This is a genomic window from Flavobacterium sp. N1736, assembly GCF_025947065.1.
Taxonomy (GTDB): Bacteria; Bacteroidota; Bacteroidia; order Flavobacteriales; family Flavobacteriaceae; genus Flavobacterium.
Genome location: NZ_CP109994.1, coordinates 3,135,669 through 3,147,925, shown reverse-complemented (window position 1 = coordinate 3,147,925; position 12,257 = coordinate 3,135,669). Strand labels below are relative to the sequence as shown.

Annotated in this window: 23 protein-coding genes; all 23 read left to right on the top strand. The window is 35.7% G+C overall.

What is annotated here, in order from left to right:
* The first annotated feature begins 27 nt into the window (after window positions 1–27).
* On the top strand, window positions 28–411 hold the full coding sequence (gene rpsL / locus OLM54_RS13500; protein WP_007136570.1) for a 30S ribosomal protein S12: 384 nt from the start codon (window positions 28–30) through the stop codon (window positions 409–411).
* Between the two features lie 23 nt (window positions 412–434).
* Complete coding sequence (gene rpsG / locus OLM54_RS13495; protein ID WP_007803600.1) at window positions 435–911, top strand: 30S ribosomal protein S7; 477 nt, start codon at window positions 435–437, stop codon at window positions 909–911.
* A gap of 10 nt (window positions 912–921) precedes the next feature.
* Complete coding sequence (fusA, locus tag OLM54_RS13490) at window positions 922–3,078, top strand: elongation factor G (protein WP_264535109.1); 2,157 nt, start codon at window positions 922–924, stop codon at window positions 3,076–3,078.
* An 11-nt stretch (window positions 3,079–3,089) separates the two neighbouring features.
* A complete protein-coding gene (gene rpsJ, locus OLM54_RS13485) occupies window positions 3,090–3,395 on the top strand; it encodes a 30S ribosomal protein S10 (RefSeq protein WP_007803605.1) in 306 nt (101 codons plus the stop codon).
* Between the two features lie 403 nt (window positions 3,396–3,798).
* Window positions 3,799–4,416: a 50S ribosomal protein L3 gene (rplC, locus tag OLM54_RS13480; protein ID WP_007803612.1), complete on the top strand. Its 618-nt coding sequence runs from the start codon at window positions 3,799–3,801 to the stop codon at window positions 4,414–4,416.
* Window positions 4,416–5,045: a 50S ribosomal protein L4 gene (gene rplD, locus OLM54_RS13475; protein ID WP_041516263.1), complete on the top strand. Its 630-nt coding sequence runs from the start codon at window positions 4,416–4,418 to the stop codon at window positions 5,043–5,045. The genes rplC and rplD overlap by 1 nt, the downstream gene beginning before the upstream one ends.
* A 7-nt stretch (window positions 5,046–5,052) precedes the next feature.
* Window positions 5,053–5,343, top strand: coding sequence for a 50S ribosomal protein L23 (gene rplW / locus OLM54_RS13470; RefSeq protein ID WP_017495018.1), 291 nt, complete (start codon window positions 5,053–5,055; stop codon window positions 5,341–5,343).
* 9 nt (window positions 5,344–5,352) lie between these two features.
* Entirely contained in the window at window positions 5,353–6,177 is an 825-nt protein-coding gene (gene rplB / locus OLM54_RS13465) for a 50S ribosomal protein L2 (RefSeq protein WP_059114053.1), read from the top strand.
* Between the two features lie 6 nt (window positions 6,178–6,183).
* On the top strand, window positions 6,184–6,462 hold the full coding sequence (gene rpsS / locus OLM54_RS13460; protein ID WP_012022488.1) for a 30S ribosomal protein S19: 279 nt from the start codon (window positions 6,184–6,186) through the stop codon (window positions 6,460–6,462).
* Between the two features lie 6 nt (window positions 6,463–6,468).
* Window positions 6,469–6,882, top strand: a complete 414-nt coding sequence (gene rplV, locus OLM54_RS13455; protein ID WP_007803631.1) for a 50S ribosomal protein L22 — start codon at window positions 6,469–6,471, stop codon at window positions 6,880–6,882.
* Window positions 6,883–6,887: 5 nt separating this feature from the next.
* Window positions 6,888–7,646 carry a 30S ribosomal protein S3 gene (gene rpsC, locus OLM54_RS13450; protein ID WP_012022487.1) on the top strand — a complete coding sequence of 253 codons (759 nt, stop codon included), beginning with the start codon at window positions 6,888–6,890 and terminating at the stop codon, window positions 7,644–7,646.
* Window positions 7,647–7,665: 19 nt separating this feature from the next.
* Complete coding sequence (gene rplP, locus OLM54_RS13445) at window positions 7,666–8,091, top strand: 50S ribosomal protein L16 (RefSeq protein WP_007803637.1); 426 nt, start codon at window positions 7,666–7,668, stop codon at window positions 8,089–8,091.
* A 13-nt stretch (window positions 8,092–8,104) separates the two neighbouring features.
* On the top strand, window positions 8,105–8,296 hold the full coding sequence (rpmC, locus tag OLM54_RS13440; RefSeq protein ID WP_007803639.1) for a 50S ribosomal protein L29: 192 nt from the start codon (window positions 8,105–8,107) through the stop codon (window positions 8,294–8,296).
* Between the two features lie 17 nt (window positions 8,297–8,313).
* Window positions 8,314–8,574, top strand: coding sequence for a 30S ribosomal protein S17 (gene rpsQ, locus OLM54_RS13435; RefSeq protein WP_007803646.1), 261 nt, complete (start codon window positions 8,314–8,316; stop codon window positions 8,572–8,574).
* A 2-nt stretch (window positions 8,575–8,576) separates the two neighbouring features.
* Window positions 8,577–8,945, top strand: coding sequence for a 50S ribosomal protein L14 (gene rplN / locus OLM54_RS13430; protein ID WP_007803649.1), 369 nt, complete (start codon window positions 8,577–8,579; stop codon window positions 8,943–8,945).
* 11 nt (window positions 8,946–8,956) lie between these two features.
* Window positions 8,957–9,271 carry a 50S ribosomal protein L24 gene (gene rplX, locus OLM54_RS13425; RefSeq protein WP_007803650.1) on the top strand — a complete coding sequence of 105 codons (315 nt, stop codon included), beginning with the start codon at window positions 8,957–8,959 and terminating at the stop codon, window positions 9,269–9,271.
* A gap of 2 nt (window positions 9,272–9,273) precedes the next feature.
* Window positions 9,274–9,825, top strand: a complete 552-nt coding sequence (gene rplE, locus OLM54_RS13420; protein ID WP_007803652.1) for a 50S ribosomal protein L5 — start codon at window positions 9,274–9,276, stop codon at window positions 9,823–9,825.
* Window positions 9,826–9,828: 3 nt separating this feature from the next.
* The gene (gene rpsN, locus OLM54_RS13415; RefSeq protein WP_007803655.1) at window positions 9,829–10,098 is read left to right on the top strand and encodes a 30S ribosomal protein S14; all 270 of its coding nucleotides are present in this window, start codon (window positions 9,829–9,831) and stop codon (window positions 10,096–10,098) included.
* A gap of 104 nt (window positions 10,099–10,202) precedes the next feature.
* The gene (rpsH, locus tag OLM54_RS13410) at window positions 10,203–10,601 is read left to right on the top strand and encodes a 30S ribosomal protein S8 (RefSeq protein WP_017495014.1); all 399 of its coding nucleotides are present in this window, start codon (window positions 10,203–10,205) and stop codon (window positions 10,599–10,601) included.
* Window positions 10,602–10,619: 18 nt separating this feature from the next.
* On the top strand, window positions 10,620–11,162 hold the full coding sequence (rplF, locus tag OLM54_RS13405) for a 50S ribosomal protein L6 (RefSeq protein WP_042565877.1): 543 nt from the start codon (window positions 10,620–10,622) through the stop codon (window positions 11,160–11,162).
* Window positions 11,163–11,173: 11 nt separating this feature from the next.
* Window positions 11,174–11,524: a 50S ribosomal protein L18 gene (gene rplR, locus OLM54_RS13400; protein WP_089055324.1), complete on the top strand. Its 351-nt coding sequence runs from the start codon at window positions 11,174–11,176 to the stop codon at window positions 11,522–11,524.
* Window positions 11,525–11,527: 3 nt separating this feature from the next.
* A complete protein-coding gene (gene rpsE, locus OLM54_RS13395; protein ID WP_140507259.1) occupies window positions 11,528–12,052 on the top strand; it encodes a 30S ribosomal protein S5 in 525 nt (174 codons plus the stop codon).
* A gap of 12 nt (window positions 12,053–12,064) precedes the next feature.
* Window positions 12,065–12,247, top strand: coding sequence for a 50S ribosomal protein L30 (gene rpmD, locus OLM54_RS13390; RefSeq protein WP_017495010.1), 183 nt, complete (start codon window positions 12,065–12,067; stop codon window positions 12,245–12,247).
* Window positions 12,248–12,257: the final 10 nt, after the last annotated feature.

Genomic DNA, 12,257 nt, shown 5'->3' with positions numbered 1-12,257 from the left:
ATACATAATAAATTTTTAGTATTAATTATGCCAACAATTCAACAATTAGTAAGAACAGGAAGAACTCAGATAACTAAGAAGAGTAAATCGGTTGCTTTAGATTCTTGTCCTCAAAGAAGAGGGGTTTGTACGCGTGTTTACACTACTACACCAAAAAAACCAAACTCTGCAATGCGTAAAGTTGCGCGTGTACGTTTGACAAATGGTAATGAAGTGAATGCTTACATCCCTGGAGAAGGACACAATTTACAAGAGCACTCGATAGTATTAGTTAGAGGCGGAAGGGTAAAAGATTTACCAGGTGTTAGATATCATATCGTTCGTGGAGCGCTTGACACGTCAGGAGTTGCAGGAAGAACGCAAAGAAGATCTAAGTACGGTGCTAAACGCCCAAAAGAAGCAAAAAAGTAATTTAAAACTTTTAAGAAAAAGACATGAGAAAAAGAGCGGCAAAGAAAAGACCACTTTTACCAGATCCGAGGTTTAACGACCAATTGGTAACGCGTTTTGTGAACAACTTAATGTGGGACGGTAAGAAATCTACAGCTTTCAAAGTATTTTATGATGCAATTGACATCATTGAGTCTAAAAAGCAGGATTCAGAAAAATCTTCATTAGAAATTTGGAAAGATGCTTTAACAAACGTTATGCCTCACGTAGAAGTACGTAGTCGTAGAGTAGGTGGAGCTACATTTCAAATTCCAATGCAAATTAGACCAGACAGAAAAATTTCTATGGCAATGAAGTGGTTAATACTTTATTCTAGAAGAAGAAATGAAAAATCTATGGCACAACGTCTAGCGTCAGAATGTTTAGCTGCTGCTAAAGAAGAAGGTGCTGCGGTTAAGAAAAGAATGGATACTCACAAGATGGCAGAAGCTAACAAAGCTTTCTCTCACTTTAGATTTTAATTCGTAAGAAATGGCTAGAGATTTAAAATATACAAGAAATATCGGAATTGCTGCTCACATTGATGCTGGTAAAACAACAACAACGGAGCGTATCCTTTTTTATACTGGAAAGTCACATAAAATTGGTGAAGTACATGATGGTGCTGCAACAATGGACTGGATGGCTCAAGAGCAAGAAAGAGGTATTACAATTACTTCAGCTGCAACAACTTGTGAGTGGAATTTTCCAACTGAACAAGGTAAAATTTTGCCTGAATCTTTGCCATACCACTTTAATATTATTGATACTCCCGGACACGTTGATTTTACTGTAGAGGTAAACCGTTCTTTACGTGTACTTGATGGATTAGTTTTCTTGTTTAGTGCTGTTGACGGTGTTGAACCACAATCAGAAACTAACTGGAGACTTGCAGATCAGTACAGAGTTCCACGTATGGGATTCGTAAATAAAATGGACCGTCAAGGATCTAACTTTTTGGCAGTTTGTCAACAAGTTCGTGATATGTTAAAATCAAATGCTGTTGCGATCACTTTGCCAATTGGTGAAGAAAATGATTTCAAAGGTGTTGTAGATTTAGTAAAAAACCAAGCTATTATTTGGCATGATGCAACTCAAGGGGCGACTTTTGATATTGTTGAAATTCCTGCTGATATGGTTGCAGAGGTTAAAGAGTACAGATCTATCCTTATTGAAGCAGTTGCTGACTACGATGAAAATCTTTTAGAGAAATTCATGGAAGATGAAAACTCTATTACAGAGGAAGAAATCAACAATGCTTTAAGGGCTGCTACTATGGATATGGCTATCATTCCTATGATCGCTGGTTCTTCTTTTAAAAACAAAGGAGTTCAATTCATGTTAGATGCAGTATGTAAATATTTACCTTCTCCAATGGATAAAGAAGGTATCGAAGGGATTCATCCTGATGATGCTGAATTATTAGAAGAAGATCAAACTAAAATCTTGCGTAAGCCAGATGTAAAAGAGCCGTTCGCTGCTTTGGCATTTAAAATTGCTACTGACCCATTCGTAGGTCGTTTAGCTTTCTTCCGTGCTTACTCTGGTCGTTTAGATGCTGGTTCTTATGTTTTGAACACTCGTTCAGGAAACAAAGAAAGAATTTCTCGTATCTACCAAATGCACGCTAACAAACAAAATCCAATCGAATATATTGAGGCTGGAGATATTGGAGCTGCTGTTGGATTTAAAGATATTAAAACTGGAGATACATTGTGTGATGAAAAACACCCAATTATTCTTGAGTCAATGAAATTCCCTGCACCGGTAATTGGTATTGCAATTGAACCTAAAACTAAAGCCGACGTTGATAAAATGGGTATGGCTTTGGCTAAATTAGCTGAAGAGGATCCAACATTTACTGTTAGAACAGATGAGGCTTCAGGGCAAACTATTATCTCAGGTATGGGTGAGCTTCACTTAGATATCTTGGTAGATCGTATGAAACGTGAATTTAAAGTTGAAGTGAACCAAGGTGAGCCTCAAGTCGAATATAAAGAAGCGTTTACAAGAACTGCAACACATAGAGAGACTTACAAGAAACAATCAGGAGGTCGTGGTAAATTCGGTGATATCGTATTTACACTTGAGCCAGCTGACGAAGTTGATGGTAAAGTTCCTGTTGGATTGCAATTTATTAATGCAGTAAAAGGTGGTAACGTTCCTAAAGAATATATTCCATCTGTAGAAAAAGGTTTCCGTGAAGCTATGAAAACTGGTCCTTTGGCTGGTTATCAAGTGGATAGTTTGAAAGTAACTTTGACAGACGGATCTTTCCACCCTGTCGATTCTGATGCTCTTTCTTTTGAATTAGCTGCGAGAATGGGTTATAGAGAAGTAGCTAAGGCTGCTGGAGCAATTATTCTTGAGCCAATCATGAAAATGGAAGTTATTACTCCTGAAGAAAACATGGGGGATATCGTAGGTGATATCAACCGTCGTAGAGGTCAGGTCAATGACATGGGTGATAGAAACGGTGCTAAAACTATTAAAGCTGATGTGCCTTTATCAGAAATGTTTGGATATGTAACAACATTAAGAACATTGTCTTCTGGTAGAGCTACTTCAACAATGGAGTTTTCTCACTATGCAGAAACACCTTCTAATATTTCAGAAGCTGTAATTAAAAAAGCAAAAGGTAACGCTTAATTCTTAAGAAAATGAGTCAAAAAATCAGAATAAAACTAAAATCTTACGATCACATGTTGGTAGACAAGTCTGCTGAAAAGATCGTAAAAACAGTAAAAACTACTGGAGCAGTTGTAACAGGTCCAATTCCGTTGCCAACTCACAAAAAACTTTTCACTGTACTACGTTCTCCGCACGTTAACAAAAAAGCGAGAGAGCAATTTGAAGTAATGTCATACAAGAGATTGATTGATATTTATTCATCTTCATCTAAAACTATTGATGCTTTAATGAAACTTGAATTGCCAAGTGGAGTTGAAGTAGAAATAAAAGTGTAATTTTTTATTATATTTTATATAGAAAAGCGAGACAGAAATGTCTCGCTTTTTTTATGATTAAAAGTTTACTTAGTAATTATTTTTGGAAATGCTTTTGTGTTTAATTTTTTCTTGTTTTTAACAGAGATGTCTTTGATTTAGGTAGTTACGAGATTTTTTTGTTTGGAAGATTAAGTAATTGTTAAGGTAGTTGTTGTTGCAGGTTAAAATAGTAGAAAATAATTTTTGTGATAAATAAATTGCTTGAAGTGGTTGGACTGAAGCTTTGATTTTGATTATGAGCTATTTAATTTTTCTAACTGTTTGGTATATTCAATTTTAATGTATACTTTTGCACTCCCTGTTTGGAAATTTCTGTTATTTTCAAATTGAAGGGAATTTTAGTAATTAATAATTAATATTTATGTCTGGGTTAATTGGTAAAAAAATCGGCATGACTAGTATTTTCGACGAAAACGGGAAAAACATTCCTTGTACAGTAATCGAGGCTGGGCCGTGTGTTGTTACCCAAGTCAGAACCAAAGGTGTTGACGGGTACGAAGCGTTGCAACTTGGTTTCGATGACAAAAACGAGAAACATTCCACTAAAGCGGCTTTAGGTCACTTTAAAAAAGCTGGAACTGTTGCTAAGAAAAAAGTCGTTGAATTTCAAGATTTTGCAACTGAACAAAAATTAGGAGATCTTATTGATGTTTCTATTTTTGCTGAAGGAGAATTTGTAGATGTACAAGGTGTATCTAAAGGTAAAGGTTTTCAAGGGGTTGTTAAACGTCACGGATTTGGTGGTGTTGGACAAGCAACTCACGGTCAACACAACCGTTTAAGAGCGCCAGGTTCTGTAGGAGCTTCTTCATATCCATCTAGAGTATTCAAAGGAATGCGTATGGCTGGAAGAATGGGAGGAGACAATGTAAAAGTTCAAAACCTTAGAGTTTTAAAAGTAGTTGCTGAAAAGAATCTACTTGTTATTAAAGGATGTGTTCCTGGACATAAAAACTCTTATGTAATCATTCAGAAGTAATGGAAGTAAAAGTATTAGATTTCAACGGAAAAGATACTGGGAGAAAAGTTCAACTTTCTGATTCAGTATTCGCAATTGAACCAAACAATCACGCTGTATACCTTGATGTTAAGCAATATCTTGCTAATCAAAGACAAGGGACTCACAAAGCTAAAGAAAGAGCTGAAGTGACGGGAAGTACACGTAAGATTAAAAAACAAAAAGGAACAGGTACAGCTCGTGCGGGAAGTATCAAAAATCCATTGTTTAAAGGTGGTGGAACAATTTTCGGGCCAAGACCAAGAAGTTATTCATTTAAATTGAATAAAAGCTTGAAAAGATTGGCAAGAAAATCAGCTTTCTCAATCAAAGCAAAAGAGTCGAATATTATCGTTCTTGAGGACTTTAATTTTGAAACTCCAAACACTAAAAATTTCATTAACGTTTTGAAAGCTTTAGGGTTAGATAATAAAAAATCTCTATTTGTGTTGGGAGAGTCGAATAAAAATGTATATTTGTCCTCACGCAATTTAAAGGCTTCTAATGTCGTAACTAGCTCAGAATTAAGCACTTACGCTATTTTAAACACTAATAATTTAGTGCTTTTAGAAGGTTCTTTGGAGTTAATTGAAGAAAATTTAAGCAAATAATAGGAGTATGAGTATCATAATTAGACCTATAGTAACAGAAAAAGTAACCAAAGAAAGTGAAGTTTTAAACCGCTTCGGATTCGTTGTTGACAAAAAAGCAAACAAAGTTCAAATTAAGAAAGCTGTTGAAGCTGCTTATGGAGTAACTATCGTTTCAGTTAACACGATGAACGTAAGACCGGATAGAACTACAAAATACACTAAAAGTGGTTTGATCAGTGGAAAGACAAATGCAATTAAGAAAGCGATTGTTCAAGTACAAGAAGGAGAAACAATTGATTTTTACAACAATATCTAAGATAGAAAAATGTCAGTAAGAAAATTAAAACCTATTACCCCAGGTCAGCGATTTAGAGTTGTGAATGGTTATGACGCCATTACAACTGATAAGCCGGAACGCTCTTTGATAGCGCCGATAAAAAACTCTGGAGGTAGAAATAGTCAAGGAAAGATGACCATGCGTTATACGGGTGGTGGTCACAAGCAGAGATATCGTATTATTGATTTCAAACGTACAAAAGAAGGAATTCCAGCTACAGTGAAATCAATTGAGTATGATCCAAATCGTACTGCATTTATCGCTTTATTAGCTTATGCTGATGGAGAGAAAACATACGTTATTGCTCAAAACGGATTGAAAGTTGGTCAGAAACTAGTTTCTGGTCCAGAATCTCAACCTGAAATTGGTAATACATTGCCTTTAAGCAGAATTCCTTTAGGAACTGTAATCTCTTGTATTGAGTTACGTCCAGGTCAAGGAGCGGTAATCGCTCGTTCAGCTGGAACATTTGCTCAATTAATGGCAAGAGATGGAAAATATGCTACAATTAAAATGCCATCTGGTGAAACAAGATTAATCTTGTTAACTTGTTCGGCTACAATTGGAGCTGTTTCTAATTCAGACCACCAATTAGTTGTATCAGGAAAAGCTGGTAGAACAAGATGGTTAGGAAGAAGACCTAGAACAAGACCTGTTGCAATGAACCCTGTTGATCACCCAATGGGTGGTGGAGAAGGACGTTCTTCTGGTGGACATCCACGTTCAAGAAATGGAATACCAGCAAAAGGTTATAGAACTCGTTCTAAGAAAAACCCGAGTAACAAGTATATCGTAGAACGTAGAAAGAAATAATAAGATATGGCACGTTCATTAAAAAAAGGACCTTTCGTTCATTATAAGTTAGACAAGAAAGTTCAGGAAAACGTAGAAAGTGGTAAAAATAGTGTAGTAAAGACTTGGTCTAGAGCTTCTATGATTACTCCAGATTTCGTTGGACAAACTATCGCAGTTCATAACGGTCGTCAATTTGTACCAGTTTACGTAACAGAAAACATGGTAGGTCACAAATTAGGAGAATTTTCACCAACTAGATCTTTTAGAGGTCATGCTGGAGCAAAAAATAAAGGTAAAAAATAAGAAGCAATGGGAGTTCGTAAAAGAGAAACAGCAGATGCGAGAAAAGAGGCTAATAAGTCTATTGCTTTCGCAAAATTGAATAACTGCCCTACTTCACCTAGAAAAATGCGCTTAGTAGCGGACTTGGTAAGAGGTCAGAAGGTAGAAAGAGCACTTAACATCTTAAGATTCAGTTCTAAAGAAGCTTCAAGAAAATTAGAAAAACTATTATTATCTGCAATCAACAACTGGGAGCAAAAAAATAGTGAAGGTAATTTAGAAGAAGCTGGATTATTTGTTAAAGAGATCAGAGTAGATGGTGGAATGATGTTGAAAAGACTTCGTCCAGCTCCACAAGGTCGTGCACACAGAATAAGAAAACGTTCTAATCACGTAACAATCGTGCTTGGAGCTATCAATAACACACAAAGCAATTCTTAAGCAGCATGGGACAAAAGACAAATCCAATTGGAAATAGACTTGGTATCATCAGAGGGTGGGACTCAAACTGGTATGGTGGAAATGATTACGGTGATAAACTTGCCGAAGATCACAAAATCAGAAAGTATATCCACGCTCGTTTATCAAAAGCTAGTGTATCTAAAGTAATCATCGAGAGAACTTTGAAACTTGTAACCGTTACTATCACTACTGCCAGACCTGGTATCATTATCGGAAAAGGTGGACAAGAGGTAGACAAGTTGAAAGAGGAACTTAAGAAAGTTACTGACAAAGAGGTTCAAATCAACATCTTTGAAATTAAAAGACCTGAATTAGATGCTTATCTTGTGGCGACAAGCATCGCTCGTCAAATCGAAAGCCGTATTTCTTACAGACGTGCAATCAAAATGGCTATTGCTGCTTCTATGCGTATGAACGCTGAAGGTATCAAAGTTTTGATTTCTGGTCGTTTAAATGGTGCTGAGATGGCACGTTCAGAAGGTTTCAAAGAAGGTAGAATTCCTCTATCAACTTTCAGAGCTGATATTGATTATGCTTTGGCTGAAGCTCACACTACTTATGGTAGAATGGGTATCAAAGTATGGATCATGAAAGGTGAAGTTTATGGAAAGAGAGATCTTTCTCCGCTTGCAGGAATGGATAAAAAACAATCTGGAACTGGTGGTGGTAAAGGTGGAGATGCCCCTAGAGGTAAATCTAACTTTAATAAAGGTGGAAAACCAGACGCTCGTAAAAGAAAGTAAATTTTTAAACTAAAGAAAAATGTTACAGCCTAAAAGAACAAAATACCGTAAGGTACAAAAGGGTAAAATGAAAGGTAACTCTCAAAGAGGGCATGAACTTTCTAATGGAATGTTTGGTATTAAATCTGTACATGAAGATGGAATGTTCTTAACTTCTCGTCAAATCGAAGCTGCACGTATTGCTGCAACTCGTTTCATGAAGAGAGAAGGACAATTATGGATCAAAATATTTCCAGACAAACCAATTACTAAGAAGCCTCTTGAGGTACGTATGGGTAAAGGTAAAGGTGCCGTTGAATATTGGGCTGCCGTTGTTAAACCCGGAAGAATTATGTTTGAAGTTGGAGGAGTTCCTTTATCAGTTGCAAAAGAGGCTTTACGTCTTGCAGCTCAAAAGCTTCCAGTAAAAACTAAATTCGTCGTTGCTAGAGATTTCGAAGCATAATTAAATTTATATTATGAAACAATCAGAAATAAAAGATCTTTCTGCAGCGGAGTTGCAAGAAAAACTTAGTCAAACTAAGAAAATATATGCTGACCTAAAAATGGCTCACGCTATTTCTCCAATTGAGAACCCACTTCAAATTAGAAGTGTAAGAAGAACAGTTGCAAGATTGGCTACAGAGTTAACTAAAAGAGAGTTACAATAATTGTATTCTGCTGAAAGATGGAAGAAAAAAGAAATTTAAGAAAAGAAAGAATAGGTGTTGTTACTTCAAATAAAATGGATAAATCTATTGTTATTGCTGAAGTAAGAAAAGTAAAACACCCATTATACGGTAAGTTCGTGTTGAAAACAAAGAAATACGTTGCACACGACGAAACAAACGACTGTAACATTGGAGATACTGTAAGAATTAGCGAAACGCGTCCTTTAAGTAAAACAAAATGTTGGAGATTAGTTGAAATCTTAGAAAGAGCTAAATAATTATGGTACAACAGGAATCAAGACTAAAAGTAGCAGATAACACGGGAGCAAAAGAAGTTTTAACTATCCGTGTTTTAGGAGGTACCAAAAGAAGGTATGCCTCTGTTGGTGACAAGATTGTAGTATCTATTAAAGATGCAACTCCTAACGGTAACGTTAAAAAAGGAGCTGTTTCAACTGCAGTTGTTGTACGTACCAAAAAAGAAGTGAGAAGAGCTGATGGTTCTTATATTCGTTTCGATGATAATGCATGTGTTCTTTTGAACGCTGCAGGGGAAATGAGAGGAACACGTGTTTTTGGTCCGGTAGCAAGAGAACTTCGTGAAAAACAATTCATGAAAATTGTATCATTAGCACCAGAAGTGCTTTAATTCGTTTTAAGATGATAAAGCTAAAAATAAAATCAGGAGATATCGTAAGAGTTATTGCTGGAGACCATAAAGGTGCTGAAGGTAAAGTTTTACGTGTTTACCGTGAGAAAAATAAAGCGATAGTTGAAGGTGTAAACATGGTTTCGAAACATACAAAACCAAGTGCTAAAAACCCTCAAGGTGGTATCGTTAAGAAAGAAGCTTCTATACAAATATCTAACATTTCACTAATTGATCCTAAAACTAAGGAAACAACTAGAGTTGGTATTAGAGTAGAAGGAGATAAGAAAGTAAGATTTTCAAAAAAATCTAATCAAGTACTATAGTAATGGCATATACACCTAGACTAAAAGAAGAATATAAGAGTAGAGTAATCTCTGCTCTTAAAGAGGAATTCGGATATACAAACGTGATGCAAGTTCCAAAACTTGAAAAAATCGTTTTGAGCCGTGGAGTTGGTGCAGCTGTATCTGATAAAAAACTTATTGACTATGCGGTTGATGAGTTAACAAAGATCACTGGACAAAAAGCAGTATCTACAATTTCAAAGAAAGACGTTGCGTCATTCAAATTGAGAAAAGGGATGCCTATTGGAGCAAAAGTTACTTTACGTGGTGAAAGAATGTATGAGTTTTTAGATAGACTTGTAACTTCTGCTTTACCACGCGTTAGAGATTTTAGTGGTATCAAAGCTACTGGTTTCGACGGAAGAGGTAATTACAACCTTGGAGTTTTAGAGCAAATCATTTTCCCGGAAATTGATATTGACAAAGTAAACAAAATTTCAGGAATGGATATTACATTTGTTACTACTGCAAAAACAGACAAGGAAGCAAAGTCATTATTGGCTGAATTAGGATTACCTTTTAAAAAGAATTAAGACATGGCTAAAGAATCAATGAAAGCCCGTGAGGTGAAAAGAGAGAAAACGGTAGCTAAGTATGCTGAGAAAAGAAAAGCTTTGAAAGAAGCTGGAGATTTTGAAGGTTTACAAAAATTACCTAAAAATGCTTCACCAGTTCGTTTGCATAATCGTTGTAAATTAACAGGTAGACCAAGAGGTTATATTCGTCAATTTGGTATTTCACGTGTAACTTTCCGTGAGATGGCTAATAATGGATTAATTCCTGGAGTTAAAAAAGCATCTTGGTAATCTCGCAATAAGTTACTACTTTTGCAAACCAAAAAATAATTTTAATTGATTAAAGGTTCGGGAGGCGAGTGCCTCCCGAAAACCATAGTCGCAATCAAATACATATGTATACAGATCCTATTGCAGATTATTTGACTAGAGTTCGTAACGCTGTGGCTGCAAACCACAAAGTTGTTGAAATTCCGGCATCTAATCTAAAAAAAGAAATAACTAAGATCTTATTTGATCAAGGTTATATCTTGAGTTACAAATTTGAAGACAACTCTGTACAGGGTTCAATCAAAATCGCTTTGAAGTATGATAAAGATACTAAAGAGCCTGTAATTAAAGATATCCAAAGAATTAGTAAACCTGGTTTACGTAAATATGCAGGTGCTGCCAAATTACCAAGAATCCTTAACGGATTAGGAATTGCTATTGTTTCAACTTCAAAAGGTCTTATGACTGGAAAACAAGCGAAACAATTAAATGTAGGTGGTGAAGTAATTTGTTACGTATACTAATTTTAAAGACTAAATAAGATGTCAAGAATAGGTAAAAGCCCAATTGTAATCGCTGCTGGAGTAACTGTAGAAGTTAAAGACGGTATCGTTACGGTAAAAGGAAAAAAAGGTCAACTAACTCAGGAGTTTTCGGACATTACTGTAAAAGTTGAAGGCGATCAGGTTCTATTAGAAAGATCGTCTGATCATAAAGACCAAAGAGCAAAACACGGATTATACAGATCATTAATCAACAACATGATAATTGGTGTATCTGAAGGTTTTACAAAAGAACTTGAATTAGTTGGAGTTGGTTATAGAGCTTCAAACCAAGGTCAAAAGTTAGATTTAGCTCTTGGATATTCTCACAATATTGTTTTAGAAATTGCTCCTGAAGTAGCTCTAGAAACAATATCTGAAAAAGGTAAAAACCCTATCGTAAAATTAACATCATTTGATAAACAACTTTTAGGTCAAGTTGCTGCGAAAATCAGAGGTTTCCGTAAGCCAGAGCCATACAAAGGAAAAGGTGTTAAATTTGTGGGTGAAGTATTAAGAAGAAAAGCAGGTAAATCAGCTTAAAAAATAAGATTATGTCATTAACAAAATCTGATAGAAGACAGAGAATTAGATTCAGAATTAGAAAATCGATTAGTGGTACTGCTACTAACCCAAGACTATCTGTATTTAGAAGTAACAAAGAAATTTATGCTCAACTTATTGATGACGTAAATGGGGTTACTATTTTAGCTGCATCTTCAAGAGAAAAAGAAATAGGAAAAGGTACTAACGTTGAAATCGCTGCTGCTGTTGGAAAATTAGTTGCAGAGAAAGCGTTAAAAGCTGGGATCGAAACCATCACTTTTGACAGAGGTGGATATTTATATCACGGTCGTATTAAATCATTAGCAGAAGGCGCAAGAGCGGCTGGACTTAAATTCTAATATATTATGTCTAAATACAAAAATGTAGAATTGGTAAAACCAAGTGGTCTTGAACTTAAAGATCGTCTGGTAAGTGTTAATCGTGTTACTAAAGTTACAAAAGGTGGTAGAGCTTTCGGTTTTTCTGCTATTGTAGTTGTAGGTGATGAAAACGGAGTAGTTGGTCATGGACTAGGAAAATCTAAAGATGTTTCTGAAGCAATTGCGAAAGCAGTAGAAGATGCTAAGAAAAATTTAGTAAAAATTCCTTTGAACGGACAATCTGTTCCTCACGAACAAAAAGGTAAATTTGGTGGTGCACGCGTATACTTAATTCCTGCCTCTCATGGTACAGGAGTTATTGCTGGTGGAGCTGTTCGTTCAGTTCTTGAATCAGTAGGTATTCATGATGTATTATCTAAATCTCAAGGATCATCAAATCCTCATAACGTAGTGAAAGCAACTTTTGATGCTTTATTACAAATGAGAAGCGCTTACACTGTTGCAAAACAAAGAGGTGTTTCTTTAGAAAAAGTTTTTAAAGGTTAATTCAAGGAAATTATGGCTAAATTATTAGTAAAACAAGTAAGAAGCAAAATCAACTGCCCTCTTTCTCAAAAAAGAGGTTTGGAAGCTTTAGGTCTACGTAAAATGGGACAAGTTGTAGAGCATGATTCAAATCCTGCAATCCTTGGGATGATAAACAAAGTTAAACACTTAGTTTCTGTCGAAGAAGCTAAATAACAAATACTGT